Consider the following 26,342-nt stretch of genomic DNA (forward strand, 5'->3'; position numbering starts at 1 on the left):
GGCGCGGCTCCCCCTCGCTTGGACTGGGGCGCCCGGACCAGGGCGCCTGGACCGGCGCGCCGCCGCGTGGGAGGAGTCCGGCCAACATGCCCGCGCCCTCCCCCCGCCTGCTCCGCACCGCCACGCCCGCGATCCCCGCCGCTCGCCGCTGGGCCGCCGCCTACGGTGGCGGGGCCGGCCCGGCGCTCGATCTGACGCAGGCGGTGCCGGGCTACCCGCCGCATCCGGAGCTGCTGGAACGGCTGGCCGCCGCCGCGGCGCGCCCGGCCAATGCCGGCTACGGCCCGATCGAGGGCGAGCGGGCGCTGCGCGAGGCGCTGGCCGACGACCTTTCACGCTCCTACGGCGCGGCGATCGGACCCGACGACGTGGCGATCACCGCCGGCTGCAACCTCGCCTTCACCATGGCGGCCACCGTGGTGGCGGGTTCGGGCGAGGCGGTGCTGCTGCCGACGCCCTGGTACTTCAACCACCGCATGGCGTTGGAAATGGCGGGCATCGGCGTCGTTCCCCTGCCCTGCCGCGCCGAGGAAGGCTTCCTGGCCGATCCGGAGGCGGCCGCGGCGCTGCTGGACCGGCATCCCGCCATCCGGGCGATCGTGCTGATCACCCCCAACAACCCGACCGGCGCGATCCTTTCGCCCGAGCGGCTGGAGCGTTTCGCGCAGCTGGCGCGGGAGCGCGACGTCTGGCTGATCCTGGACGAGACTTATCGCGACTTCCTGCCCGAGGCCGGCGCGGCGCCGCACGCGCTGTTCCAGGCCACCGACTGGCGGGATCGGGTGGTGCAGCTTTATTCCTTCTCCAAGAGCTACTGCGTGCCGGGGCACCGGCTGGGCGCCATCACCGCCGGCGGCGCCTTCCGGGCGGAACTGCTCAAGGCGCTCGACACCTTCCAGATCTGCCCCGGCCGCGCCCCGCAGGAAGCCGTGGCCTGGGCCGTGCCGGGCTTACGCCCCTGGCGCGACGCGAACCGGCAGCTGATGGCGGAACGTGCCGCCGCCTTCGCGGCGATCATGGCGACGGTGCCGACCTGGCGGGTGGAGGCGATCGGCGCCTACTTCGCCTATCTGCGCATCCCCGACGGGCTGCCGGATGCTGAGGCGGTGGCGGAACGGCTGGCGGCGGAAGCGGGGCTGATGGTGCTGCCCGGTTCCTTCTTCGGCCCGGGGCAGGAACGCCACCTGCGCGTCGCCTTCGCCAACGCGCCCGAGGACGCGCTGCGGGCGGTGCCGGCGCGGCTGCGGGCGCTGGGCGCTTGAGCGCGCGCCCGGGGCGGCGGACGGCGAAGCGCACCGTCGAGGGGCCGGTGGAGGAACAGGGCGCCCTGGAGTTCGGCGCGCCCGCCGGCACGGCAGCGGCGCTGCCCTCGGCCCAAACCAGGACCAAAGCCGTACCGGCAGCAACGACCGGATCGGCAGCTCCGGCCGTATCGGCAGTCGCAGCAGCATCGGCATCCCCGGCGGGCAGTGCGGCGGTGACCGCGGAAGCGGCCGACGCGCTGCTCGGCCCGGCCGAGGACTGGCCGCTGTGCCGGTTGCCGGCGGACTGGGCGGCGGCGCTGCGACCGCGGCTGGACCTCGCGGTCATGGCGCGGCTGCGGGCGGCGCTGCGGGCGCGGCTGATGGAGGGGCGGCGCATCTTCCCGACGCCGGAGCGGCTGTTCCAGGCGCTGGAGCTCACGCCGCTGCGCGAGGTCCGGGCGGTGATCCTGGGGCAGGACCCGTATCACGGTGCGGGCCAGGCGCACGGCCTCGCCTTCTCGGTGCAACCGGGGATGCGCCTGCCCTCCTCGCTGAGCAACATCCTGCGCGAGCGCAACAGCGACCTGGGGCTGGTGCTGCCGCGCGACGGCTTCCTGGTGCCTTGGGCGCGCCAGGGCGTGCTGCTGCTCAACACCGTGCTGACGGTGGAGGAAGCCCAGGCCGGCAGCCATCGCGGCCTGGGGTGGGAGGTGTTCACCGACGCCGTGGTCGCCGCGGTGAACGACCTCGCCGGGCCGGTGGTGTTCATCCTCTGGGGCAAGGTGGCCGGCGACAAGGCGGGTTTTCTGCATGCGGAGCGGCACCTGATCCTGCGCTCGGTGCATCCGTCGGGCCTGTCGGCGCATCGCGGCTTCTTCGGGTCGCGCCCCTTCTCGCAGGTCAATGACTTCCTTCAGCGCCACGGACGCGGCGCGATCGACTGGCGGAGCGGCGGGGCGGACTGACAGCGGGATCGCCGGCGCCCGGTGCCCCGCGTCCTGGAGCACCGCTGGCGCTTCGTGGCGCTGCTCCGGCGCTTCTCGGGACGGCACATCGGCAGCGCGTGATGAGCGCAGCCCAGGGCAGCAGGGCCGGGGGGCGGAGGCGTGGCCCCGGCGCTGTCATGCCCGTTGCGATGGCTTGCTGCGGGCTTGGCAACGCGCCGTCCCGACCCGCACCTCAAACCTGAACGCTGCCCGGCCGCTACCGCCGGCGCAACGCCACCGGGCGACCGGTGGCTGCACGACAGTCCTGCACCACGTGGCGCAGGCTCACAGGCTGTGTCCAAAGAATAAGCAGGCCATCTGTAAAGATTTCAGAACGCGGGAAAGAATTCCTGCCCACCATAACCCAGGTCAATACTTAACGGTCCTGTCATGAATCGAGGTTTTTACCTTGGGGGCACGCGAATAAACCGGCCGGCGCCCTGAACCACCGCACCGACTCCGCCGTTAAGACGCAGTTCCGAGGAGGTCGCCATGTCCGTTGACGATCCGGCGGAGGTGGTTCCGGTTGCCGAGGAACACGTCCTCGTCACGAAGCGCGTTGTGGAAACGGGGCGCGTTCGCGTTTCGCTGAAGACCGAGGAAGTGACGGAGGCGGTGCGGGAAACCCTGCACGGCCGCCGTGTGGAGATCGAGCACGTCCCGATCGACCGGGAGGTGGATCGCGTCCCCGGCACCCGGGAAGAGGACGGCGTCCTCATCGTCCCGGTCGTCGAGGAAGTTCTGGTCGTGGAGAAAAGGCTCGTCCTCAAGGAGGAGATCCGGATCCGCACCCTCGACACCACCGAGGTGGTTGACGTGCCGGTGACGCGCCGCGTCCAGGCGGCAACCGTCCTGCGGAGCGGGGCCGACGATCAGCCCCCGACCGCCAGCCCTGCCACGCTGTCCCCGGAACCCCCTCTCAAGGAATGAGCAACGATGTCACGCACCATCACCGGTCTGTTTGACAGCCGCCTCGAAGCCGATGCCGCCGTTCAGCACCTGCTGAGCCATGACTCGATCGAGCGCAGCCACATCAAGGTTTATGCCGCCGACGGGGCGACCCCTTCCGGCACCGCGGGCGAGGACCGCGGCTTCTGGGCCTCGCTGAAGGACCTGTTCGTGCCCGAGGAGGACCGCTCCGCCTATTCCGAAGGCCTGCGCCGCGGCGGCGTGCTGCTGTCGGTGGATGTTCCCGATGAGCTGGTGGAACACGCTTCCGACGTGCTGGAAGCCAACGGCGCCGTGGACCTCGACAGCCGCGAAGCCGAGTGGCGCAGCGAGGGCTGGAGCGCTACGGGAACCGGCGCGACGCCGGCCGCGTCCACCGGTCTGGGTGCCACGGCCGCCACGGGCGGCGCCACGACCGCCACGACCGCAATGGGCGGCAGCGCCACGGCCTCCATGGGCGGCAGCGCCGCCACGAGCGAGACCGGCCTCGGCGGCACCAGCGCCGTGCCGGTGAACGACGCGCCGGTCGCGGCCACCGCCGACACGGCGCTGCCGGCGGCGGGCCTGGCCCGGGGCGGTGACGAGGAGGTCATCCCCCTGGTGGAGGAGCAGCTGCGCGTCGGCAAGCGCGACGTGGAGCATGGCCGGGTGCGCGTGCGCTCCTACACGGTGGAAACCCCGGTGAGCGAGCAGGTGACGCTGCGGCAGGAGCACGTGGACGTGCAGCGCCGCGCCGTGGACCGCCCGCTGACCGACGCGGAGCACCTGTTCCAGGACCGCACCATCGAGGCGACGGAGCATGCCGAGGAGGCCGTGATCGCCAAGGAAGCGCGGGTCAAGGAGGAGCTGGTGATCCGCAAGGTCGCCACCGAGGACATCCAGACCGTCAGCGACACGGTCCGCCATACCGAGGTCAAGGTCGAGGACGAGCGCGACAACCTCGGCACCGTGCCGGCGGCGACGCCGGATACGACGCTTCCGCGCCGCTGAGCTTCGGCGGACGGATCCCCGGCTGCCGGGGGTCCGCCCGTTCGGAAGACACCGCTGATCCGCGGGCACCCTCCCCTGCTTGGCCTCTACCGCTCCCCGCGCAGGAGCTTCAGGATCGCTTCCGCGCCCTGCACCGGGGCAGGAACCTCGCCTTCCGGAAAGGCTTCCGCGAAGGCTTCCCGCTGCCGTTCCGCGAACTCCGCCTGCCACTCGTCCGCGGTGCGGATCGCATCCACCATCTCGGGCAGGGTCCGCACCACGCGGCCCAGCTGCCAGGCGGCGAAGTCGGGACGGCCCTGCCAGTCGATCCCGCGCGGGTTGAGAAAGACGCAGGGGCGCGGGCGGATGAGGAACTCGGTCACCTGGCTGCTGATGTCGCCCAGGTAGAGGTCGGCCCCCAGCGTATAGGTCATGTCGATGCTGGCGGTGCTGCCGAGGTCGATCCGCAGCTGTTCCAGCCCTTCGTAGCGGCGAAAGGTGCTGCGGTACGCGGCGGGCGGGTCGAAGAGCCGGATATGCGGCGCGAAGACGAGGTTGCGCTCTCGCTGCGCGGCGAAGTGGTCGAGCACCTGTCGGCCCACCAGCGGCCAGGACGAGGTCGCGGGGCGGTGGTGGGGGTTATAGAGCACCACCGGCGCGGAGTTCGGAAACAGCTGCGGTCGGTCCGTACCCATGCGTCGGATCAGGTCGAGCTTGTTGTAGCCGGTGACCGCGGCGGCGCGCGGGCGGATACCGGCGGCGGCGATGCGCTCCAGCCGCTGCGCGCTGGGGGCGAGAAGAAGGTCGAACTGCGCCAGGCGCGGGTCCCCGGCCCGGTCGTGCCCGCTGGCGCCGTGAAAGGAATGGATCAGCTTCGGATGCCGCACGCCCAGCCGGCGCAGCAGCAGGCTGGTGCGTTCCGGCAGCACCAGCGCATCGAAGCGTGCGAGCGTCGTGGCGTTGAGCAGCAGCACCACGGCCTTGCTGCGCGCGAGGCCGGGCGGCGCGCGCAGCCGCTGGAAGCGCAGGCGATGGCCGGGGTAGTAGCCGGCCAGCCGCTCCGCCAGCGCGAGGTGCGTGGCCGAGGGCGACATCACCGTGACGGCGACCTCAGCATGGCGCGACAGGGCACAGGCCAGTGGCAGGCTGTGCAGGATGTGGTGTGCCTGGGCGTTGTACAGGAAGCCGACGCTCCACCGCGCCGGGGTGGCGTCGGGGGGTGCCGCGTCCACGACCGTGCGGTCCTGCCAGCGTGGGTCGGAACAGGACTGGGCCTCGCGAGGAGGGGCGGTGGTGACGGGCATGACGACGCTTCCGGGTGAGGTTCACGCTCCCTCTTTTCGGGGAGGCGTCGGTCTGAAGCCGGCGGGGCCGGGCCGATGCCGGCCCCCGGCGATGCTGGCCCCGGCACGGCTGACGGGATCGTGAGCCGAGATTAGTGCGGGAGCGTGCCGCCGGGAAGCGCTTCCGCCCCCTGCCCTGGCCTTGGTCAGCCGGGAGACACGACCTCGCCCCGCAGCCGCACCCCGACGCCGCCCTCCGGCCCGGCATCTAGGATCACCACGCCCGCCTCTTCCAGCACGCGCCGGATCGCGGCGGCGGTGGCGCGCTGAAGCTCGTGCTGCGCCCGCTCGAAGCCCCGCACGGTGCTGCGGCTGATCTCGGCCCGGGCGGCGAGCTCATCCTGCGTCCAGTCAAGGAGCGCGCGCGCCGCACGGCACTGGCCCGGCGTTAGTGGCATGAGGAACACCATGCGCCTTCACGCAACAATGTCAATCTTGAGCAAAAAGGTTGAATTTTACTGACAGCCTCTCCATGTTTCAGCGGCCGGACGGTCAAGCAGGAGGACGCGGGATGGAGCACCAGACACCGCTCATCGCCACGATCAGCGCGGGCCTCGTCCTCGCCTTCGCCTTCGGGCTGCTGGCGAACCGGCTGAGGATCTCGCCCCTGGTGGGCTACCTGCTGGCGGGCGTGGCCGTGGGGCCCTTCACGCCGGGCTTCGTGGCCGACATGAACCTGGCGGGCGAGCTCGCCGAAATCGGCGTGATCCTGCTGATGTTCGCCGTCGGCCTGCACTTCTCGATCAAGGATCTGGTGTCCGTCGGGCGGATCGCCATCCCCGGCGCGGTCGTACAGATCACGGTGGCGACGCTGCTCGGCATGGGGCTGGCGCATCTGCTGGGCTGGAGCCTGGGCGGCGGGCTGGTGTTCGGGCTGGCGCTGTCGGTGGCCAGCACCGTGGTGCTGACCCGCGCGCTGGGCGAGCGGCGGCTGCTGGACAGTGAGCGCGGCCGCATCGCGGTCGGCTGGCTGGTGGTCGAGGACCTGGTGATGGTGCTGGCGCTGGTGCTGCTGCCCGCCGTGGGCGAGGCGCTGAGCGGCGGCTCGGTGTCGGGCACCGACCTCGCCTGGAGCCTTGGCATCACGCTGGCCAAGGTCGTGGCCTTCGTGGTGCTGATGCTGATCGGCGGCCGCCGGGTCATTCCCGCCATCATGCACTACGTCGCCCATACCGGCTCGCGCGAGCTGTTCCGGCTGGCGGTCTACGCGCTGGCACTGGGCGTGGCCTTCGGCGCGGCCAAGCTGTTCGACGTTTCCTTCGCGCTGGGCGCCTTCTTCGCCGGCATGGTGATGGCCGAGAGCCAGCTGTCGCAGCGCGCCACCGAGGAAGCGCTGCCGCTGCGCGACGCCTTCGCGGTGCTGTTCTTCGTGTCGGTGGGGATGCTGTTCGACCCGGCGGTGCTGATCCAGGCACCCTGGGCGGTGCTGGGCACGCTGCTGATCATCCTGGTCGGCAAGTCGGTGGCGGCCTGGATCATCGTGCGCGCCTTCGGCCACGGCAACGGTACGGCACTGACGATCTCGGCCAGCCTGGCGCAGATCGGCGAGTTCTCCTTTATCCTGGCGGGGCTGGGCACCGGCATGAACCTCCTGCCGGCGGAAGGGCGCGACCTGATCCTGGCGGGCGCGATCCTGTCGATCCTGGTCAATCCCTTCCTGTTCGCCGCCGCCGACCGTCGCCCGGCACGGCGCCTGCGGCCGCGCCGGACGGAGGCCAGGCCGGCAGCGGTGGCCGAGGTCGCGGCGCCCGAGGCGGTGCCGGCGCCCCTGCCGCCCGAGCCGGCGGCGGAGGAGAACGGCATCCCGACCCCCACGGCGCTGCGCGGGCACGACGTGGTGGTCGGCTACGGCCGCGTCGGGCGGCTGGTGGGCGAAGGCCTCCATGCCGCGGGCAACCCGGTGGTGGTGATCGACGACCAAGACGACACGGTGGCGGCAGCGCAGGCCTTGGGCATGGAAGCCTTTCAGGGCAACGCGGCGGCACCCTCGGTGCTGGCGCTGGCCAGCCTGGAGGCGGCGCGCAGGCTCTTCGTCACGGTGCCGGAAGCCTTCGAGGCGGGCCAGGTGGTGGAACAGGCGCGGCAGCTCAACCCCAGGCTGGAGATCGTGGCGCGCGCCCATTCCGACATGACGGTGGAGCACCTGAGCCGGCTGGGCGCCGACCTCACGGTGATGGGTGAGCGCGAGATCGCCCGGCGGATGCTGGAAGCCGCGGCGGGTGCCCCGCGCGGCGCGGCCGCGGAGGCGACACCGCTGCCTCCCCAGGCTGCCGCTGCCCGCTAGAAGGGCGACCTCCTGCCCGATCTTCCGGCGCCACGGCGCCGGACGAACGGACACGGGGTGCGAGGCCGTCGCGCAGGCCTTCGCGAACCGTGCCGGGCGCCGGGTGGTGCCGCGTGGGCCATCCGCCGGTCGCACGGGCGCACGGCCGCCGGGTCAGCCTTTGAAGTCTCGCGGACAGTGGCGCAGCACGCGTGAGCCAAGGATTCGCCCCTTCTGCGTACCGCCTGCCGAAACGGGACGGAGTGCCTCGCGAGAATGTCGGCCGGGCGGACCCGCCCGTCGCGCGGAATGCCCCTGGTCGTCCCTTTCGCGGCACGAGCCTTGCTGTAACGTCGTGTCATGAGCGCCAAAGCCTTCGACGAGATGAACGCCGACGGGGAGGTCCGACAGCCCTATGCCGGGCTCGGCCGCTACCTGGAACAGAACGGCCCCGACGTGCTCGAGGCCAAGCGGCGCGAGGCGGAGATCCTGTTCCGGCGCATCGGCGTCACCTTCGCGGTGTATTCCGACGGCGGCGACCCGGAACGGCTGATCCCCTTCGACGTGGTGCCGCGCATCCTGTCGCGCGGCGAATGGGACCGGCTGGCCAAGGGGCTGGAACAGCGGGTGCGCGCGCTCAACGCCTTTCTCACCGACGTGTACGGGCCGCAGCGCATCCTCGAAGCCGGTCTGATCCCCCGCGCGCTGGTGCTGGAGAACGAGGGCTATCGGCGGGAAATGGTGGGCTTCGTGCCGCCCGGCGGCGTGTGGACCGCGATCTCGGGCATCGACATGGTGCGCACCGGTCCGGACAGCTTCTTCGTGCTGGAAGACAACTGCCGCATCCCGTCGGGCGTGTCCTACATGCTGGAGAACCGCGAGGCGTCGATGCGTCTCCTGCCGCAGCTCTGCGCGGCCCACCGCATCGCGCCGGTCAGCCACTACCCCGAGGAGCTGCTGGAAACGCTCAAATCGCTGGCGCCGGCGAACTGCGATGCCGCGACGCCGACGGTGGTGGTGCTCACCCCCGGCCCCTACAACAGCGCCTATTACGAGCACTCCTTCCTGGCCGACGAGATGGGCGTGGAGCTGGTGGAGGGCGCCGACCTCTTCGTGCGCGACGAGGTGGTGTTCATGCGCACCACCGCGGGGCCCAGGCGGGTGGACGTGATCTATCGCCGCGTGGACGACGACTGGATCGACCCGGAGGTGTTCCGCCCCGACAGCGCGCTGGGCGTGCCGGGCCTGATGCGGGCCTACCGCGCCGGCAACGTGTCGCTGGCCAATGCGCCGGGTGCCGGCGTCGCCGACGACAAGGCCGTCTACCCCTACGTGCCGGAGATGATCCGCTTCTACCTGGGTGAGGAGCCGATCCTGCAGAACGTGCAGACCTTCATGTGTTCGCGCGACGACGACCGGGCGCACGTCCTGACCAACCTCGACAAGCTGGTGGTGAAGCTGGCGCGCGGCTCGGGCGGCTACGGCATGCTGGTGGGCCCGCACGCCACGCCCGCCGAGCGCGAGGAGTTCGCGGCCCGCATCCGCGCCAAGCCCGACGACTACATCGCCCAGCCGACGCTGGCGCTGAGCACCGTGCCGACCCTGGCCGAGGGCGGGCTGGCGCCGCGCCACGTCGACCTGCGGCCCTTCGTGCTGATGGGGCGCGAGGTGCGCATCGTGCCGGGCGGGCTGACGCGCGTGGCGCTGCGCGAAGGCTCGCTGGTGGTGAATTCCTCGCAGGGTGGTGGCACCAAGGACACCTGGGTGATCGAGGACGGGATGTTCGGCGGCATGGCGCAGCGCATGGGCCCCGGCGGCATGGTGCAAAGCATGGGCGGCATGACCCAGTCGATGCCGGAGATGCCGCCGCCCCCGCCGCGCAATCCCCCGCCCTCCGGCGAGGAAGGATCGCGCTGATGCTCGCCCGCACCGCCGACAGCCTGTTCTGGCTCGCCCGCTACAACGAGCGCGCGGGCAACGTCGCGCGCAGCCTGGCCGCCAGCCTGCGCATGGCCTCGCTCGCCACCATGGACGGCGAGGAAGGCGAGTGGCGCCACCTGCTGCTGAGCTCCGGCACCGAGCCAGGCTATCGCGGCCGCCATGCCGAACCCTCCGCGCAGGCCTCGGTGGAATGGCTGACGATCGACACCGCCAACCCCTCCTCCATCGCCTCCTGCCTCGAGGCCGCGCGGCGCAACGCGCGCACCGTGCGCACGGCGCTGACGGTGGACATGTGGGAAGCGGTGAACGACACCTGGATCGCGCTGCAGCGCACCGGGGCCGAGGCGGTGCAGGATGACGGGCTGCCAGCCTTCCTCGACTGGGTGAAGTCGCGCACCCTGGCCTTCAGCGGCTCCGCGGCGGATACGATGCTGCGCGACGACGCCTGGCGCTTCACGCATCTGGGCACGATGCTGGAGCGTGCCGACAACACCGCGCGGCTGCTCGATGCCCGGCACGCCGCCTTCCAGTCCACCGACCCCGCCCTGCACACGCAGTGGCAGACGGTGCTGCGCGCGCTGTCGGCGATGCGGGCCTACCAGTACATGTATCGCGCGCGGCTGGAGCCGGTGCGGGTGGCGGAGCTGCTGATCCTGCGGCGCGAGCTGCCGCGCTCGCTGCGCTTCTGCAACGCCCGCGTGGCGCAGACCCTGCGCGACATCGCGGCCGACGGCACGCACCCCTGCGGCGACTGCAGCGAGATGGCGGAAAGCCTGCGGCTGCGCTGCGACAACCGGCGGATCGAGGATCTCGTGGCGCTGGGCCTGCACGGCTTCCTGACAGCGGTGATCAACGACAACAACCGCCTCGGCGCCGAGATCGCGCGCTGCTTCTTCAGCGGCGGCCGCTGATCCGGCGCGCCCGCGCCCGGCCGCGGACGCGGCCCGGGAGCATCCGGCAGGCGCTGGTTTGTTCACGATGCGGTGGCCCGGCGCCGGGTCGTCTCAGGCCGTGAGACGCGCCTGACCAGGGCGGGAGCACCCCTTTCCCCTGGGTAAAGGCGGGTTGAACGCATTCCGGATCGTTTGGTTCAAGAAACCTGTCTCGAAATCCGGGAATCTCCGTTCACAAACAGGAACATAATCTTCTTTGCGCTCCGGCATCGGGCTGCTAGGCCCGATCGCGATGATGCATGCGAGCAGCCTGCCGACGCCCCCGCGCCGGCGACGAGACGCGGCCTCCTTGAGCGCGATGCCGAGGAACGCCCATCGATCGAAGAAGACCGGGAAGCCTCCCGCAAGGCTTCTGGTCCGGCACCTGCGGGTGCGCCGGCTCTGCACCGGCGCCGCCCTGGCGGGCGTGATCGCCGTGTCGGGCTCCGGCGTGGCCCAGGCCAGGGGCAACACGGCCCCGGCGGGCGACAACCCGCGCGCCGCCTGCCTCGCCGCGGCCCGCATGGCCGAGGCCGAGAGCAACCTGCCGCAGGGCCTGCTGGTGGCGGTGGCGCTGGCGGAATCCGGCCTGCACGCCTACGCGCTGAACATCGGCGGGCGCTCCTACTTCCCCGAGGATTCCGACACCGCGCACCGCCTGCTGGCGGGCTCGAAGCCGCAGCAGTCGGTGATGGCCGGCTGCGTCCAGATCAACGCCCGCGTCCACGCCCGCAACTCCGACTGGCCGCTCGACCCCATCCAGGCCACCCGCTGGGCCGCCCGCCACCTGCGCGAAAAGTTCAACCAGACCGGCGACTGGGGCGATGCGATCCGCCGCTGGAACGGCGGCGCCGCGCGCACGGCCAACAACCTCGTGTGCCGCATCCAGGCCAAGCTCGAGGTGACCAACCCCGGCTCGCGCATCCTGTCCGATGAGTCCTGCGGCGGCGGCTTCGCCCGCGACCGTCGCAACGGCGCGGCGCTGCTGGAAATTGCCGAGGCGCCGGACCGGTAGACGGCGGGCGCCGGAACGGCGACGGGGTGGCCTGAGCGGGGCACCACGGCCGAAGATCCCGCCCGGCGGGCCCATCGGGGCACCCGGCCAGGGATGCCTCGCCTGGAGCGCGAAGCAGGAGTTCCGGCCGCAAACGGCCGGTCGAAACAACCGAGCCGCCGCGGTGCGCCGCCTTAACGGGGCCGGGTCGATCCCCTTCCGGCCGGCCCATGTATCCCCCGGCCCCTTCGGGCGTTGAGCCCTCCGGAACAGCCGGGGAGCAGGCGCGCTTGAACGAAAGGTCGCAGGCCCCCTGGCCCGGCAAGGATGACCCGGCGCGCCCCGCAATGGAGGCGCCCGCCATCGGGGCACCCCGGCCGGACAGCTGGATGCGCGTGACCCCGCTGGGCCTTTACTGCGAGCCGGGGGACTTCTTTATCGACCCGGTGCGCGCGGTGGACCACGCGGTGGTCAGCCACGGCCATGCCGACCACGCCCGCCCCGGACACGACGCGCTGCTGGCGACGCCGGAAACCCTGGCCATCATGCGGTCCCGCTTCGGGGCCGAGAATGCCGGGCGCCGGCCGCGCCCCCTGCCCTACGGCGAAAGCGTCACCCGCAACGGCGTCACGGTGACGCTGCGGCCGGCGGGGCATGTTCTGGGCTCGGCGCAGGTGGTGCTGGACTGGCGGGGCAGCCGCGTCGTGGTGTCAGGCGACTACAAGCGTGCCGCCGACCCGACCTGCGCGCCTTTCGAGCCGGTGCGTTGCGACGTCTTCGTCACCGAGGCGACCTTCGCCCTGCCGGTCTTCCACCATCCGCCGGCCGAACACGAAATCGCGCGCTTGCTGAAGAGCCTGACCGTATTCCCAGACCGCGCCCACGTCGTCGGTGCCTACGCGCTGGGCAAGTCGCAACGCATCATCAAGCTGCTGCGGCAGGCGGGCTACGAGAAGCCGATCTTTCTGCACGGCGCGCTGTGGAACCTTTGCGCCCTGTACGAGGAGCTGGGGATCGCGCTCGGACCGCTGGAGCCGGTGCCCAAGGGGCTCAAGCGTGGCCACCCGCCGATCCTGGCCGGCGAGATCGTGCTGGCGCCGCCCTCCGCCGAAGCGACACCCTGGGCGCGCCGCATGGCCGACCCGGTGACCTGCGCCGCCTCCGGCTGGATGACGGTGCGCCAGCGCGCGCGGCTGCGCGGCGTCGAGCTGCCGCTGATCGTCAGCGACCACGCCGACTGGGGGGAGCTGCTGGCCACCTGTGCCGAGGTCGAGGCACCGGAAGTCTGGGTGACGCACGGGCGCGACGACGCGCTGGTGCATGCGCTGGGCTTGCGCGGCGTTCGCGGCCGGGCGCTGCACCTGGTGGGCCGCGACGAGGATGACGAGGCGGCGGAGCTTCCCGTCGCGGAGGAAGCCGCGGCGACGGAGCCGGCGGCATGAGCGTCGAGGCCTTCGCCGACCTGCTGGAACGGCTGGTCTTCACCCCCGGGCGCCTAGCCAAGCTCGCGCTGCTGCGGCGCTGGTTCGCGGAACAGCCGGACCCCGACCGCGGCGTCGGGCTGGCGGCCCTGACGGGCGAGCTGGTGTTCACCGCCGCCAAGCCGTCGGTCGTCAAGGCGCTGGTGGCGGAACGGGTGGACCCGGTGCTGCTGTCGCTGTCGCAGGACTACGTGGGCGACCTCGCGGAAACCGTGGCGCTGATCTGGCCGCAGAAGACCGGCGTCAACGCGCCGCCGCCCACGCTGAGCGAGGTGGTGGAGGAGCTGGAGCTGGCCTCGCGCGCCGAGGTGCCGCGGCTGATCGAGCGCTGGCTCGACACGCTCGACAGCAACGGCCGCTACGCGCTGATCAAGCTGGTGACGGGCGCGCTGCGCGTCGGCGTGTCCGCGCGGCTGGCCAAGACGGCGCTGGCGGAATGGGCCGGCAAGTCGGTGGAGGAAGTGGAGGAGGTCTGGCACGGCGTGGCGCCGCCCTACCTGCCGATCTTCCGCTGGCTGGAAGGCAAGGCTGAACGCCCCGACCCGAAGGACGCGCCGGTGTTCCGGCCGCTGATGCTGGCGCACCCGCTGGAAGCGGCCGACGCCCCGGCGGTGGAGGCGGAGCCGGAGCGCTGGCGGGCGGAATGGAAGTGGGACGGCATCCGCGTGCAGATCGTGGGCAGCCCGGGCGGGCAGCGCATGTGGTCGCGCACCGGCGAGGACGTGTCCAACGCCTTTCCGGAGGTTCTCCAGGGACTGGACTTCCACGCGACCCTGGATGGGGAGCTGCTGGTGATGCGCGAGGGCTCGGCGGGCGAGAAGGTGGTCGCGCCCTTCGCCGACCTGCAGCAGCGCCTGAACCGCAAGGTCATCACGGCGAAGATGCAGGCGCAGTTTCCGGTGGGCGTTCGCCTTTACGACCTGTTGACCGAGGGCGAGGAGGACCTGCGCGCCCTGCCCTTCGACCAACGTCGGGAAAGGCTGGAAGCCTGGTTCGCGCGGGTGCGTCCGCGGGGGATGGACCTGTCGCCGCAGATCGCCTTTTCCTCGCTGCACCACTTGGAGCGGCTGCGCGAGGGCGCACGGGCGGCCTCGATCGAGGGGTTGATGCTCAAGCGCGCCGACAGCCCCTACGTGGCGGGCCGCGTGAAGGGTCTGTGGTGGAAGTGGAAGCGCGCGCCGCTGAGCGTGGATGCTGTGGTGATGTACGCGCAGCGCGGCCACGGGAAACGCTCGAGCTATTATTCCGACTACACCTTCGGCCTGTGGCGCGACGACGGCGCCGGTGGGCAGGAACTGGTGCCGGTAGGCAAGGCTTATTCCGGCTTCACCGACCAGGAGCTGATCTGGCTCGACCGCTGGATCCGCGAACACACCACCGGCCGTTTCGGCCCGGTGCGCGAGGTCGAGAAGGAGCTGGTGCTGGAGGTGATCTTCGACGCCGCGCAGCTGTCCACCCGGCACCGGTCCGGCGTGGCGATGCGGTTCCCGCGCATTGCCCGCATTCGGCGTGACAAGCCGGCCGCCGAGGCGGACCGGCTGGACACGCTGATGGCGATGGTGGAAGGCAGCGAGAGCGAGGCGGCCTGAGGGGCCCGGCAACTCGGACGAGCGACAGCGTGCCTGCTCACGTTTCGGAATAAGCAACGACCTGGGCTAAGAGGAAACGGCTGTCAAATCAGCACGATTCGGGAACTTTCGCCTTGCGCCACGCGGCCCCACGTCACGCCTTCAGGTTCGTCTTTCCTTTGATCGCCGTCTTCGGCCTGGCTGCTTGCGCATCGCGTGTGCCGGTGGCCACGGTCGCCACCAAAGAAGTCGTCGCGACCGAAGGGCAGGCCGCCAACGTCACCCAGGCCGCGATGCTCGTGTTGCGCGATGCCTGCTTGGCTAACACGCTCAACAAGGAGGCCATGGATGCCTGGCTGGCGCTGCACCTGTTCCGGCCGGCGTCGCCTCTGGCCGCGGCACAGCTGACCATGGGTCGCCCAGGCTCGGTGTGGCTGAGCGGCGAGCCTGCCCTGCCCTTCGCGGTGATTACCCGCCCCAGTGGCATCAGCTGCCAGATCATGGCGCCGACCGCCGATCCGGAGCAGGCGGCCCGGTTGTTCCGCGAAACGGTGATGTCGCTAGCGCGGCCGAACGGCCTGCAGGTGCGCCAGGATGCCGACGGAACGGTTGATCTCGGCGATCAGCCAGGGCGACGCGTTGCCTTCCGCGTCGGTGCCAGGCCGATCGAGCGGGGCGGCTTCAACCTTGTGCTCTCGGCCACGAAGCCACGTCCGGGTGGCGTCGCCCTGTTGATCACCGCATCCGCGGCGCCGCCCGAAACGCCCTGAGCGCGACGCCTCAGCGCCGCCGCTCATCCTCCTCGTCGGTGACCAGCGGCACGCGGGTGCCGGTGATCGGATCGAGCGCCGCGGTGCCGTCCGCGTCGGGGTAGCCCAGCGGCGCGCCCGTGACGGCGATCGGATCGGGCGAGCCGGCGCTGGCGGCGGCGAGCGCCTGCATCTGCGCCGAGGCGAACGGGTCGCCGCCGGCCGGTTCCTCCCAGCCGGAGGAGCGCCATTCTTCCCGCCGGCTGTCGAGGTCCACCGCATTGTGCTCGCGGAACACGGTTTCGGCGTGATCGGCCTCGTGCTCCTCGAGCTCGGCGGTCAGCACGATGCCGCCGCGGCGGATGCCCTCGGAGTAGTGGTGCCGCTCCGTGTCGGAGGAGAAGAGCGCCTTCAGCGAAGCCCAGATGCCGGTGTGTTCCGCCGTCTGCCCGGTGGTGGTGGTGTCGTCGGCGGCGTGGACCTCGATGTTGCGGCGGTCCACGCCGTCCTGCTGCACGAGGTGCTCGATCACCAGGTCGACATCCTCGCGGCGGTCGAACAGGGCGCTCACGGTGCGGGTCATCTCGGGTGCTTCCTCCGGCGGTGTGGTCCGGGCGCCTGCGCACCCGCTGGACGGGAAACGGGCTGCCGGCCGGGGGAGTTGCCCCAGGGGTTTGTCCGGGGATTGCCCAAGGGTCGTCCAGGGAGTTGCCCCCGAGGCGAACCGCGCGATAACCGGCGACCCCTGCCCGGCTGGCGTGGCAGGGGTGGCGCGGATGGCGCCCTCTTCCGGCTGCCGCGGCACTTGCCGCCCAAGGGTGCGGGTGCGAATGTCCGGCCCGCTCCGCCGCCGGCCACCTCGAACCCCTGGGACTGGCGGCCCCGCAGATTTCCGCCGGAGAGGTTCCAGCATGGCCAAGATCAAGGTGAAGACCCCCGTCGTCGAGCTCGACGGCGACGAGATGACGCGGATCATCTGGGGGTTCATCAAGGACCGCCTGATCCTTCCCTACCTCGACGTGGACCTGAAGTACTACGACCTGGGCATCGAGTACCGTGACCAGACCGATGACCAGGTGACGGTGGATGCCGCCAACGCCATCAAGCAGTACGGCGTGGGCGTGAAGTGCGCGACCATCACCCCGGACGAGGCGCGGGTGAAGGAGTTCAACCTGAAGAAGATGTGGCGTTCGCCCAACGGGACGATCCGCAACATCCTCGACGGCACGATCTTCCGCGAACCGATCATCTGCCAGAACGTGCCCCGCCTGGTGCCGCATTGGAGCAAGCCGATCGTGGTCGGCCGCCATGCCTACGGCGACATCTACCGCGCGGTGGAGATGAAGGTCCCGGGTGCGGGCAAGGTCACCATGACCTACACGCCCGAGGGCGGCCAGCCGCAGGAGATCGGCGACTTCCCGTTCAAGGCCGGCGGCGTCGCGATGATGCAGCACAACCTGAACAGCTCGATCGAGGGCTTCGCCCGGGCCTCGTTCAACTACGGCCTGGCGCGTAACTTCCCGGTCTACCTGTCGACCAAGAACACGATCCTGAAGGCCTATGACGGCACCTTCAAGGACACGTTCCAGTCGATCTTCGACAACGAGTTCAAGGCCGAGTACGACAAGCGCGGCCTGACCTACGAGCACCGCCTGATCGACGACATGGTGGCGGCGGCGCTGAAGTGGGAAGGCGGCTACGTCTGGGCCTGCAAGAACTACGACGGCGACGTGCAGTCCGACATCGTGGCGCAGGGCTTCGGCTCGCTCGGCCTGATGACCTCGGTGCTGCTGGCGCCCGACGGCAACACCGTCGAGTCCGAAGCCGCCCACGGCACGGTGACGCGCCACTACCGCGAGCACCAGAAGGGCCGCGAGACCTCGACCAACCCGATCGCCTCGATCTTCGCCTGGACGCGCGGCATCGCCTATCGCGGCCGCTTCGACGGCACGCAGGACGTGGTGGACTTCGCCAACGCGCTGGAGCAGGTCTGCGTCGAGACGGTCGAGGCCGGCCACATGACCAAGGACCTCGCGATCCTGATCGGCCGCGACCAGCCCTGGCTGACCACCCAGAACTTCCTCGCCAAGCTGGACGAGAACCTAAAGAAGAAGATGGGCTGAAGAACCGCCGTCCGCCCCTTTTTCGGGACGGGCCGCACAAGGGAAAGGGCGCGAACCGCGAGGTCCGCGCCCTTTCTTTGTCAGGAACCGGGTGCTGCGCTCAGAACGGGGTGGAGCCGCCGGTGGCGCCGATCACCTCGCCGGTCATGAAGCTCGCCTCCTGCGAGGCCAGGAACACGTAGGCGCCCGCCAGTTCCGCCGGCTGGCCGGGACGGCCGAACACGGTCTGGCCGCCGAACTCCTCGATCTTTTCCTGCGGCTGGCCGCCGGAGGGCTGCAGCGGCGTCCAGAAGGGACCCGGTGCCACGGCGTTCACGCGGATGCCCTTCTCCGCCACCTGCTTCGCCAGCGCCTTGGTGAAGTTCATGATCGCGGCCTTGGTGGGCGCGTAGTCCAGCAGCGTCGGCGAAGGCTGCATCGCCTGGATCGAGGTGGTGTTGATAATGGCGGCGCCCGCCGGCATGTGCGGCAGCGCGGCCTTGGTGATCCAGAACATCGCGTAAACGTTGGTCCGGAAGGTCGCGTCGAACTGTTCCGTGGTCAGCTCCGTGATCGACTTTACCGCGGTCTGCTTGCCGGCATTGTTGACCAGGATGTCGAGGCCGCCGAGCTGCCGCACCGCATCGGCCACGAGCGTCTTGCAGAACGCCTCGTCCGACACGTCGCCCGGCAGCAGCACCGCCTTGCGCCCGGCCGCCTCGATCTGCCTGGCGACCTCGCGCGCGTCGGCTTCCTCATCGGGCAGAAAGCCGATCGCCACGTCGGCGCCCTCACGCGCGAAGGCGATGGCGGCGGCGCGGCCGATGCCACTATCCGCGCCCGTCACCAGCGCCTTGCGGTTGGGCAGCTTGCCGGCGCCGCGATAGCTGGTTTCGCCATGGTCGGGCATGGGGTCCATGCGGCGGACCTCGCCCGGCGCGTTCTGCGGCTGCCGGGGAAAGGGCGGCTGCGGGTACTGCGTGCGGGGGTCGCGCATGCGGTAGGGATCGTTGCCGTCGTGGCTGCTCATGAGAGATGCTTTCCTGCCTGGGATCGGCGCCCGGAACGGGGCGCGGCGGCGTCATGGGCCGGTGACCGCGCCGACGGGGGCGCGCCCGGATGAGACCGGCCCCGCCGTCAGGCCCGGCGCGGGGCACGGCGGCGGGGCTGCCTCATGCTGAACGGTTGAGCCGGCGCAGTGTTGCCGGGGCCGACGGCGACAGCTTCGTGACAGGCGGCCCAGCCTTCGTTTTCCGGGCCGCAGCGGCTGGGTTCGGCAGCCGACGGTCCCGCCGGGCAACCCCACCGCCCGGCGCCGCGTTTTCCCCTCCTCAGACCAGGACGGGACGTGCTCCGATGATCGACGAGACCTTTGCCAACCGAGAGGACCGCAACTTCCCCACCAAGGACCCGATCCAGCAGGACCCGACGGTTCGCCGCCAGGCGCATGGCCGCAAGGCCGAGGAGCGCGGCGACGACCCCGCGGCGGGCACGGCGGGCGAACCCGTTTCCCCCGGCGAGTTCCAGGCGGGCGACAGCAGCGAGCTGGCGCAGGCGCTGGGCGGGCCGGTGGACATCTCGCCGATCCGCGGCCGCCGCATGATCGAGCGTACCGAGGAGTAAGCGCCGGAACTGGCCCCAGACCGAGCGCCGGGCTGGGCTCCGGTCCGGCCGCCTCAGTTCGTCCGGGCGGCGTGCCAGACCAGCCAGGGCGTGAGGTCCGGCACCACGCGCGGCGCGGACCATGGTCCCGAAAGGCCCACGGCCAGGGCCGGGCCACCGGGTACGGGCAGCGTCAGCCGCAGGTCGTCGGCCCCGCGCGGCAGGTCCACGGTGCCGCCGAGCACCGCCCTCTGCCCGCCCGCTTCCAGCCAGCCGTCGTCCAGGCGCAGCTGCCCCGCCTCGACCGAGGCATCCAGGTGCATCCGGCCGAACGCCGTGCTGCCGCCGCCGAGCGCGGCGCGGAGCCGCTTCTCGGCCTCGTTGTCGGTGGCGGTGGCGGCGGCCACGGCCTGCGTGAGGTCGAGCCCCGACAGCGTGCCGTCGCGCAGGTCCGCCGACACGTCGCCGTCCAGGGTGGCCAGCATCGCGGCGGGGCTGCTGCCCTCGGCCGAGAGCGCCAGGTTGCCTTCGAGCCTGCTGGCGGCAACGTCGACGGGCGGGCCCGGCAGCGGCTCCGTCAGTGCCACGTCGCCGAGCGCGGCCTGAACCTGCAGCCGCGGCACGAGGCCGGAAGCATCCGCCACCAGCGAACCCCAGAGATTGCCGGTGCCGAGCTTGGCATGGCCGAGGTCGAGGCGTAGCACGCCGGCCTCCAGCCGGACGCGACCGTCGGCATCCGTGAGCACCGGCTGCGCGGCGGGCCAGAGCAGACGGTCGGCGGTGAAGCTCACATCGGCGTCGAAGCCCCGCAGCGGCTGCAGGGGCAGCGGCTCGGTGCTGCGGGCGCGCAGCGGCGGCAACGGCAGGTCCTCGGCATCGAGGCGGCCGGTCAGGCTTGGCCGCGCGCCGCCCAGCGCCAGCGAAAGCTGGCCGGAGGTCCGCAGCTGCCCGGCCACCAGGTCGAAGCGTTCGGCCGAGATGCCCTGCGGTCCGGCGCTGACGGTGCCCACGAGGGAAAGCGAGCCCTGACCCAGCCAGGGCGACAGGTCCTGCTCCAGCAGTTCCTGCGCCAGGCGCGGGGCGCCGGGGTGGCGCAGCGTGAGGTTGCCCGCGAGTTTGCGGGCCAGCGGATTGGCGGTGACGGTGGATTCCAGCCGCAGGTCGCCCCAGTCGCCTTCCAGCCGCAGCGCCAGCGCGTCGAGCGGCCCGCTGCCGCCCAGGCGCAGCGTCAGCGGCTGCTGCGCCATGCGCGTGGCATCGGGCCAGCCGCCGGGGATCGAGGCGAAGAGCGCCCGCGGGTCCGGCGCGGCCAAATCGAGGCGCAGCTCGCCCAGGCGCGGCTGGGCGGTGAGCTGCGCGGTGCCGGAGGCCGTGAGGTCGGCCCCCAGGACGCGGGCGGTGAGCTGTCGCAGCGTCAGCCGCCCGTTCTCCAGCGCCCCGTCGAGGCCGGCGCGTTCCGCCACCAGCCCGCCCAGCGTGGCGCGCGCCACCGACAGGCGCAGGTCGGCGTCGAAGCCGCCGAGCTCGCGCGACAGCGTCTGCCAGGAGCGGCCGGGCGCCAGCAGCCCGTCCAGCGCCAGCCGGTCCAGCGTCAGTCCCAGGCCGAAGGAGGGCCGCGCCCCGCCGGTGCGGAACACGCCGGCGCCGCTCACCTGCGCGCCGCCCACCGTGGCGGAAAGTTCGGGCAAGGAAAGCTGCCCGTCCTCGAACACCAGCCGCGCCCTGCCCTGCCCGCTGCGGAAGCGGTCGGGCGCGATGCTGGGCAGCGGCCAGCCCAGCGCCGCCAGCGTGGCGCGCAGGTCGCCGCCCGTGAAGCGCAGCAGCGCTTCCAGCCTTGCGCTGGCGGGCGGGCCGGCGGTGGCGCCGCTGACCTCCACCGTGGTTTCGCCCGGCAGGATGGCGGAAGCATCGTTGATCGCCAGCCGGTCGCCTTCGCGGAACACCGAGGCGCGGAGGCGCCGCAGCGAGGCGCCGCGGAAGGTGGCGGCCTCGGCCGACAGGTCGAGGCCGAAGGGCAGGCCGGTGCCGCCGCGCAGGCTGCCGGCCCAGCTGTCGAGGTCGAGCCGGCCCGCCGCCAGCGCCAGGTCCAGCCGCGGCTCGGGCCGCAGCCGCAGGGTCAACGCGCCGTGCGCCGGGCTGCCGTTGAAGTCGATCGCGAGGTCGTCGGCCACCACGGTTTCCGCCGATGCGGACAAGCGGCCCTGCGCCCGGAAGGGGCCGGGCGGGCCCGGCAGCAGCAGCGACAGGTCGGGGCCGTAGGCTTCGGCGCGGCCCTCCATCCCGCCCTCGGGCAGCAGCGTGCCGCGCGCCGACACCGTAGTGCCGCCGGAGCTCAGCGTCAGGTCGAGCGGCAGGGCGCCGTCGTAGCCGCCCCGCCCCAGCGTGGCCGCGAAGCGGACCTCGCGTCCCGCCCAGCCGCCCGCCCGGGGTGCGCTGGGCAGCGGGGCCGGCACGAAGCTGCCGCTCACCTCGAAGGCCTGGGACTCCGTTCCGGCCGAGAGCCGGGCGCGCACCTGCTGCAGCACCACGTTGCCGAGGTCCGGGCTGGCCAGCGTCAGGGTGCTGTCCTCGATCTCCGCCCGGAAGGAACTCAGCCCCGCCGAGAAGCGCAGCGAGGGCGCGGGCGGCCAGGGCAGGCGGATCGCGGCGCCCACCAGCGTCAGCTCGCGCGGGGCGAGCCGGCCCAGCAGCAGCCGCCAGCCGTCGAGCCGCAGGTGCAGCGCCCGCGCGCCGAAGCCCAGGGCCGCGTCCTCGCTGCCGACGGACACGCCCTCGGCCTCCAGCATCGGGCTGGGCAGCAGCGTCAGGTGGACGGGGCCCGATAGCGTCACCGGCACGCCGAGCTGTTCCGCCGCCAGCGCCGCCAGCTGGTCGCGCCGGGCGGTCCAGTCGGTGAGCCGCGGCGCCAGCCAAAGGCCGAGCACCGCCAGCAGCACCAGCGCCGCCAGCGCGAAGCCCAGGCGTCGCACCCAGCTCATGGGTCACCCTTCATGGGCTGTGCTTCACGGTGCCGGTCTCACCGGACGGGATTCATGCGGCGAATCTCATGCGCCCTCAATGACGTGCCGCCCCGGCCGGGTCCAGGGGGAATGGGCCCGGGCGGATGGACCGATGCGGCGCGGACCCGGCCGGGCAGGCGCGGGTTGGACGGTAGAAACAGGGCAGCCCGCCCCGCAGTCCGCTCAGGCCACGCCCCAGCCGCCGCCGCCCGGCGTTTCCAGCGCCAGGATATCGCCGGGCTGCAGCGCCACGCGGTCGCAGCCGCCCAGCGTTTCGCGCGTACCATCGGCGCGTTCGACCCATTGCCGGCCGGGCGCACCGGGGGCGCCGCCTTCCATCCCGTGCGGCGCGACCTCTCGCCGGGACGCGACGATCACCGCTTCCATCGGCTCCAGGAAGCGGATGCGGCGGCGCGCGCCGTCGCCGCCGTGCCAGCGCCCCGCCCCGCCCGAGCCGCGGCGGATCGAGAACTCCTCCAGCCGCACGGGGTAGCGCATCTCCAGGATCTCGGGATCGGTCATGCGGGTGTTGGTCATGTGCGTCTGCACCGCGGACTGCCCGTGGAAGCCCGGCCCCGCGCCGGTGCCACCGCAGACCGTCTCGTAATACTGCCGCGTGGCATCCCCGAAGAGCAGGTTGTTCATGGTCCCCTGCGCGCAGGCACAGGCGTGCAGCGCGCCCAGCAGCGCGTTGGCCACGGCCTGGCTGACCTCGGTGTTGCCGGCCACCACCGCCGCACCGGGCTGCGGCGACAGGAAGGTGCCGTCGGGGATCACGATGTGCAGCGGCACGAGGCAGCCGTCGTTGAGCGGGATGTCCTCGCCCACCAGGCAGCGGAAGGCATAAAGCACCGAGGCGCGGGTGACGGCGCGCGGGGCGTTGAAGTTGTCGGCGCGCTGCGGCCCGGTGCCGGAAAAGTCGATCGTGGCCGAGCGCCCTGCCCGGTCCACCCGCACCGCGACCCGCAGCGGCGATCCGTCGTCCATGGTGTAGTGGAATTCGCCGTCGGCCAGCCGGTCGAGGACGCGGCGCACGCTCTCCTCGGCATTGTTCATCACGTGGCGCATATAGGCGCGCACGGTGTCGAGCCCGTGCTCGCGCACCGCGCGGCGCAGCTCCTGCACCCCGGTCTCGTTGGCCGCGACCTGCGCCTTGATGTCGGCGACATTCACGTCGGGCGAGCGCGCAGGGTGCTTCGCACCGGCGAGGATGGCGCGGAAGCCGTCCTCCTGAAACGCGCCGCCATCCACCAGCAGGAAGTCGTCGATCACCACGCCCTCGTCTTCCAGCGTGCGGGAGTTCGGCGGCGTGGAGCCCGGCGTCAGGCCGCCGATATCGGCGTGGTGCCCGCGCGAGCCGACGAAGAACAGGATCTCACCCCCTTCCCCATTTGGGCCCGCCTCCTCGAAGACCGGCGTGATCACGGTCACGTCCGGCAGGTGCGTGCCGCCATTATAAGGATTGTTCAGCGCCACCACGTCGCCCGGCCGCAGCGGCCGCGCCGTGCCGGGGCCGCGGGATCGGATCACGGTGCGAACGCTCTCGCCCATGGCGCCCAGGTGCACCGGGACGTGCGGCGCGTTGGCGACCAGGCGGCCTTCGCTGTCGAAGATGGCGCAGGAGAAGTCGAGCCGCTCCTTGATGTTCACGCTCAGCGAGGTGTTCTGCAGCACCGTGCCGGTCTGCTCGGCGATGCTCATGAACAGCGCGCCGAACAGCTCCAGCATCACCGGATCGGGGCGCGAGGCGTCGGCCAGCACGGCATTCGCGCGGGGCTCGGTGCGGCGGATGATCATGTGGTTGAGCGCCGTGACCTCGGCGGTCCAGCCCGGCTCGATCACCGTGGTGGCGGTGGCCTCGCGCACCAGGGCGGGGCCTGCGATGCGGTCGCCGGCAAGCAGGGCGTCGCGGTCCAGCACCGGCGCCTCGTGCGCCTGCCCGCCGGTCCAGAGGGAAACGGTGTCCACCGGCTCCGGCGCCTCGCCCGCCAGGCGCGCGGGCAGTTCGGGCTCGCGCACCGCCTCGCCCGCGGCGATGGCCTCGGCGACGCAGGCCTCCACGGTCACGGCACGACCGGGCGAGGTGAAGCCGAAGCGGCGACGGTGCGCCGCCTCGAACGCCGCCAGCACCTCCGCGTGGGTGCCGAAGGGGATCGGCAGGAAGCTGTCGGTGCCGGCGTAGCGCAGGTGCAGGCGGCGCTGCACGTCCAGGCGCGCGGGGTCGTTGCCTTGCCGCAGCAGCTCCGCCGTACCGGCCTCGGCCAATGTTTCGAGCCGCGCCCGCAGCGCCGCCATGCCGTCGGCCGCCAGCGGCTGCTCCACCGGTGCCTCGCGGATCACGCTGGCATCGGCCAGGCCCATGCCGTAGGCCGAGAGCACGCCGGCGAAGGGATGCACGAACACGGTTTCCATGCCCAGCTCGTCGGCCACGAGGCAGGCGTGCTGCCCGCCGGCGCCGCCGAAGCACTGAAGGGCATAGCGCGCGGCGTCGTGGCCCTTCTGGATGCTCACCTGGCGGATGGCGTGCGCCATGTTGCTGACGGCGACCCGGAGAAAGCCTTCCGCCACGGCGCGCGGGTCCTGCGGCGGCTGCCCGGTGGCGGCGGCGATCTCGGCGGCCAGGGCGGCGAAGTTTTCCCGCACCACCGCGTCGTCGAGTGGTTGGTCGCCGTGGGGCCCGAAGATCGCCGGGAAGTGGCGCGGCTGCACCTTGCCCACCATGACGTTGGCATCCGTGACCGTCAGCGGTCCGCCGCGGCGATAGCAGGCCGGGCCCGGTACGGCGCCGGCGCTCTCCGGCCCGACCCGGAAGCGGGCGCCGTCGAAGGCGAGGCGCGAGCCGCCGCCGGCCGCCACGGTGTTGATCGCCATCATCGGCGCGCGCATCCGAACGCCCGCGACCTCGGTTTCGAAGGCGCGCTCGAACTGGCCGGAATACAGCGCCACGTCGGTGGAGGTGCCGCCCATGTCGAAGCCGATGATACGGTCGAACCCGGCCATGGCGGCGGTGCGCGCGGCGCCGACGATGCCGCCGGCGGGGCCGGAAAGGATCGCGTCCTTGCCCTCGAAGGCGGCCGCGTCGGCGAGGCCGCCGCTCGACTGCATGAAGCTCAGCCGCGTGCCGCCCTGCCCCGTCGGGTCAAGCTCGGCCGCCACCTGGGCCACGTAGCGGCGCAGGATCGGCGACAGGTAGGCATCCACCACCGCGGTGTCGGAGCGCGGCACCAGCCGCGGCAGCGGCGAGGCGCGGTGCGACAAGGAAACCTGCGTGAAGCCTTCTTCCCGCGCGAGGGCGCCGACCCGGTCCTCCTGCGCCGGGTTGGCCCAGCTGTGCAGCAGCGCCACGGCGACGGCGGCGATGCCCTCGGCGCGCGCGGCGCGCAGGGCGTCACGGATCTCGCGCTCGTCCAGCGGCGCGATCTCAGCCCCCGTGGCGTCGAGGCGGCCGCTGATCTCGGCCACGCGCTCGTGCAGCAGCGAGGGAAGCCGGATGTCGAGGTCGAAGAGGCGTGGCCTGGCCTGATTGCCGATGCGCGGCGCGTCCGCGAAGCCGCGGTTGAGCACCAGCAGCACGCGCTCACCCTTGCGTTCCAGCAGCGCGTTGGTGGCGACGGTGGTGCCCATCTTCACCGCCTCGACCGTGCCCGGCGGGATGGGCGCCCCGGGGGCCAGGCTTAGCGCGGCGCGGATCCCGGCCACCGCGGCGTCGCGATAGGCTTCCGGGTTCTCGCTCAACAGCTTGCGCGTGGTCAGCCGCCCTTCGGGGTCGCGCGCCACGATGTCGGTGAAGGTGCCGCCGCGATCCACCCAGAACTGCCAAGCCGCCATGCGCGTACACCCCGAAAGCACCGAATCCGGGGGCACGATGCGCAAGCGACCGGGATGCGGCAAGCAGCGCGGGCCGGTGCCTGGCATGCCGCGCGCCGCCCGGAGGCTGCGGGCGCAGGCGATCCGGCGCGTCGCGCGTCACCCGGGTGCCCAGGCACGCGGCAGAACCGCTGCGCAGCGGTGCCCGTCGCCGCGCCAGGGTACCGCGCCTGAGGATCGTCGTTGGTAAGGCGGTGCCGCTGCCGCGGTGCGGTGGTGCCTGCACCAGCGGTTGCCACCGCCTTTACGGGCCCCACCAACTCTGCACGCACAGGTTGTATGTTTCGTAATCCGCCCTGGATCATGTTATCCTTCGTGTCTCAGGTTGCAGATTTTTGGATGGAGGTTCCGATA

General features: G+C 72.0%; 19 protein-coding genes. 13 read left to right on the forward strand and 6 right to left on the reverse strand.

Going from position 1 to position 26,342, the window contains the following annotated elements; translation table 11 throughout:
- Positions 1 to 86: 86 nt before the first annotated feature.
- The 4 genes from ACFFGY_RS12970 (at position 87) to ACFFGY_RS12985 (ending at position 4,168) form a co-directional block, all read left to right on the forward strand.
- Entirely contained in the window at positions 87 to 1,262 is a 1,176-nt protein-coding gene (locus tag ACFFGY_RS12970) for an aminotransferase (protein ID WP_377044913.1), read from the forward strand.
- A gap of 215 nt (positions 1,263 to 1,477) precedes the next feature.
- Positions 1,478 to 2,209: a uracil-DNA glycosylase gene (gene ung, locus ACFFGY_RS12975; protein WP_377044914.1), complete on the forward strand. Its 732-nt coding sequence runs from the start codon at positions 1,478 to 1,480 to the stop codon at positions 2,207 to 2,209.
- A gap of 513 nt (positions 2,210 to 2,722) precedes the next feature.
- Positions 2,723 to 3,160: a DUF2382 domain-containing protein gene (locus tag ACFFGY_RS12980; protein WP_377044915.1), complete on the forward strand. Its 438-nt coding sequence runs from the start codon at positions 2,723 to 2,725 to the stop codon at positions 3,158 to 3,160.
- Between the two features lie 6 nt (positions 3,161 to 3,166).
- On the forward strand, positions 3,167 to 4,168 hold the full coding sequence (locus ACFFGY_RS12985) for a YsnF/AvaK domain-containing protein (RefSeq protein WP_377044916.1): 1,002 nt from the start codon (positions 3,167 to 3,169) through the stop codon (positions 4,166 to 4,168).
- Positions 4,169 to 4,254: 86 nt separating this feature from the next.
- On the opposite strand, the gene ACFFGY_RS12990 is transcribed toward ACFFGY_RS12985, so the two are convergent.
- Both ACFFGY_RS12990 and ACFFGY_RS12995 read right to left on the reverse strand, forming a co-directional pair.
- Positions 4,255 to 5,451 (reverse strand): sensor domain-containing protein, encoded by a 1,197-nt coding sequence (locus ACFFGY_RS12990; protein ID WP_377044917.1) that lies wholly within the window; start codon positions 5,449 to 5,451, stop codon positions 4,255 to 4,257.
- A gap of 185 nt (positions 5,452 to 5,636) precedes the next feature.
- A complete protein-coding gene (locus ACFFGY_RS12995) occupies positions 5,637 to 5,900 on the reverse strand; it encodes a helix-turn-helix domain-containing protein (protein ID WP_377044918.1) in 264 nt (87 codons plus the stop codon).
- 101 nt (positions 5,901 to 6,001) lie between these two features.
- On the opposite strand from ACFFGY_RS12995, the gene ybaL reads away from it, so the two are divergent.
- From ybaL to ACFFGY_RS13030, 7 genes are all read left to right on the forward strand, one after another.
- Positions 6,002 to 7,774 carry a YbaL family putative K(+) efflux transporter gene (ybaL, locus tag ACFFGY_RS13000; RefSeq protein ID WP_377044919.1) on the forward strand — a complete coding sequence of 591 codons (1,773 nt, stop codon included), beginning with the start codon at positions 6,002 to 6,004 and terminating at the stop codon, positions 7,772 to 7,774.
- 339 nt (positions 7,775 to 8,113) lie between these two features.
- Positions 8,114 to 9,670, forward strand: coding sequence for a circularly permuted type 2 ATP-grasp protein (locus ACFFGY_RS13005; RefSeq protein WP_377044920.1), 1,557 nt, complete (start codon positions 8,114 to 8,116; stop codon positions 9,668 to 9,670).
- Positions 9,670 to 10,605, forward strand: a complete 936-nt coding sequence (locus tag ACFFGY_RS13010) for an alpha-E domain-containing protein (RefSeq protein WP_377044921.1) — start codon at positions 9,670 to 9,672, stop codon at positions 10,603 to 10,605. Before ACFFGY_RS13005 ends, ACFFGY_RS13010 begins: the two co-directional genes overlap by 1 nt.
- A gap of 412 nt (positions 10,606 to 11,017) precedes the next feature.
- The gene (locus ACFFGY_RS13015; protein WP_377044922.1) at positions 11,018 to 11,641 is read left to right on the forward strand and encodes a transglycosylase SLT domain-containing protein; all 624 of its coding nucleotides are present in this window, start codon (positions 11,018 to 11,020) and stop codon (positions 11,639 to 11,641) included.
- Positions 11,642 to 12,009: 368 nt separating this feature from the next.
- Positions 12,010 to 13,062, forward strand: coding sequence for a ligase-associated DNA damage response exonuclease (locus ACFFGY_RS13020; RefSeq protein ID WP_456316166.1), 1,053 nt, complete (start codon positions 12,010 to 12,012; stop codon positions 13,060 to 13,062).
- On the forward strand, positions 13,059 to 14,690 hold the full coding sequence (locus tag ACFFGY_RS13025) for a cisplatin damage response ATP-dependent DNA ligase (protein ID WP_377044923.1): 1,632 nt from the start codon (positions 13,059 to 13,061) through the stop codon (positions 14,688 to 14,690). Before ACFFGY_RS13020 ends, ACFFGY_RS13025 begins: the two co-directional genes overlap by 4 nt.
- Positions 14,691 to 14,848: 158 nt before the next feature.
- Complete coding sequence (locus ACFFGY_RS13030) at positions 14,849 to 15,439, forward strand: NMCC_0638 family (lipo)protein (protein WP_377044924.1); 591 nt, start codon at positions 14,849 to 14,851, stop codon at positions 15,437 to 15,439.
- Between the two features lie 10 nt (positions 15,440 to 15,449).
- Here ACFFGY_RS13030 and ACFFGY_RS13035 read toward each other — a convergent pair whose 3' ends face one another.
- Positions 15,450 to 16,001 carry a hypothetical protein gene (locus ACFFGY_RS13035; protein WP_377044925.1) on the reverse strand — a complete coding sequence of 184 codons (552 nt, stop codon included), beginning with the start codon at positions 15,999 to 16,001 and terminating at the stop codon, positions 15,450 to 15,452.
- A gap of 328 nt (positions 16,002 to 16,329) precedes the next feature.
- On the opposite strand from ACFFGY_RS13035, the gene ACFFGY_RS13040 reads away from it, so the two are divergent.
- The gene (locus ACFFGY_RS13040; RefSeq protein WP_377044926.1) at positions 16,330 to 17,541 is read left to right on the forward strand and encodes an NADP-dependent isocitrate dehydrogenase; all 1,212 of its coding nucleotides are present in this window, start codon (positions 16,330 to 16,332) and stop codon (positions 17,539 to 17,541) included.
- 100 nt (positions 17,542 to 17,641) lie between these two features.
- On the opposite strand, the gene ACFFGY_RS13045 is transcribed toward ACFFGY_RS13040, so the two are convergent.
- Positions 17,642 to 18,550 carry an SDR family oxidoreductase gene (locus ACFFGY_RS13045; RefSeq protein ID WP_377044927.1) on the reverse strand — a complete coding sequence of 303 codons (909 nt, stop codon included), beginning with the start codon at positions 18,548 to 18,550 and terminating at the stop codon, positions 17,642 to 17,644.
- Positions 18,551 to 18,876: 326 nt separating this feature from the next.
- On the opposite strand from ACFFGY_RS13045, the gene ACFFGY_RS13050 reads away from it, so the two are divergent.
- Complete coding sequence (locus ACFFGY_RS13050) at positions 18,877 to 19,143, forward strand: hypothetical protein (RefSeq protein WP_377044928.1); 267 nt, start codon at positions 18,877 to 18,879, stop codon at positions 19,141 to 19,143.
- 53 nt (positions 19,144 to 19,196) lie between these two features.
- Here ACFFGY_RS13050 and ACFFGY_RS13055 read toward each other — a convergent pair whose 3' ends face one another.
- Positions 19,197 to 22,100, reverse strand: a complete 2,904-nt coding sequence (locus ACFFGY_RS13055) for an AsmA family protein (protein ID WP_377044929.1) — start codon at positions 22,098 to 22,100, stop codon at positions 19,197 to 19,199.
- Positions 22,101 to 22,304: 204 nt separating this feature from the next.
- The gene (locus ACFFGY_RS13060) at positions 22,305 to 25,949 is read right to left on the reverse strand and encodes a hydantoinase B/oxoprolinase family protein (RefSeq protein WP_377044930.1); all 3,645 of its coding nucleotides are present in this window, start codon (positions 25,947 to 25,949) and stop codon (positions 22,305 to 22,307) included.
- Between the last annotated feature and the right edge of the window lie 393 nt (positions 25,950 to 26,342).

The sequence above is a fragment of the Roseomonas elaeocarpi genome (assembly GCF_042433915.1).
Classification (GTDB): Bacteria; Pseudomonadota; Alphaproteobacteria; order Acetobacterales; family Acetobacteraceae; genus Roseomonas; species Roseomonas elaeocarpi.

Coding starts and splice junctions, on each gene's coding strand:
- ACFFGY_RS12985 (WP_377044916.1), top strand. CDS start 3,167: ATGTCACGCACCATCACCGGTCTGTTTGACAGCCGCCTCGAAGCCGAT.
- ACFFGY_RS13055 (WP_377044929.1), bottom strand. CDS start 22,100: ATGAGCTGGGTGCGACGCCTGGGCTTCGCGCTGGCGGCGCTGGTGCTG.
- ACFFGY_RS12990 (WP_377044917.1), bottom strand. CDS start 5,451: ATGCCCGTCACCACCGCCCCTCCTCGCGAGGCCCAGTCCTGTTCCGAC.
- ACFFGY_RS13020 (WP_456316166.1), top strand. CDS start 12,010: ATGCGCGTGACCCCGCTGGGCCTTTACTGCGAGCCGGGGGACTTCTTT.
- ACFFGY_RS13050 (WP_377044928.1), top strand. CDS start 18,877: ATGATCGACGAGACCTTTGCCAACCGAGAGGACCGCAACTTCCCCACC.
- ACFFGY_RS12995 (WP_377044918.1), bottom strand. CDS start 5,900: ATGGTGTTCCTCATGCCACTAACGCCGGGCCAGTGCCGTGCGGCGCGC.
- ACFFGY_RS13060 (WP_377044930.1), bottom strand. CDS start 25,949: ATGGCGGCTTGGCAGTTCTGGGTGGATCGCGGCGGCACCTTCACCGAC.
- ACFFGY_RS13035 (WP_377044925.1), bottom strand. CDS start 16,001: ATGACCCGCACCGTGAGCGCCCTGTTCGACCGCCGCGAGGATGTCGAC.
- ACFFGY_RS13040 (WP_377044926.1), top strand. CDS start 16,330: ATGGCCAAGATCAAGGTGAAGACCCCCGTCGTCGAGCTCGACGGCGAC.
- ACFFGY_RS12980 (WP_377044915.1), top strand. CDS start 2,723: ATGTCCGTTGACGATCCGGCGGAGGTGGTTCCGGTTGCCGAGGAACAC.
- ACFFGY_RS13005 (WP_377044920.1), top strand. CDS start 8,114: ATGAGCGCCAAAGCCTTCGACGAGATGAACGCCGACGGGGAGGTCCGA.
- ACFFGY_RS12970 (WP_377044913.1), top strand. CDS start 87: ATGCCCGCGCCCTCCCCCCGCCTGCTCCGCACCGCCACGCCCGCGATC.
- ACFFGY_RS13025 (WP_377044923.1), top strand. CDS start 13,059: ATGAGCGTCGAGGCCTTCGCCGACCTGCTGGAACGGCTGGTCTTCACC.
- ybaL (WP_377044919.1), top strand. CDS start 6,002: ATGGAGCACCAGACACCGCTCATCGCCACGATCAGCGCGGGCCTCGTC.
- ACFFGY_RS13045 (WP_377044927.1), bottom strand. CDS start 18,550: ATGAGCAGCCACGACGGCAACGATCCCTACCGCATGCGCGACCCCCGC.
- ACFFGY_RS13010 (WP_377044921.1), top strand. CDS start 9,670: ATGCTCGCCCGCACCGCCGACAGCCTGTTCTGGCTCGCCCGCTACAAC.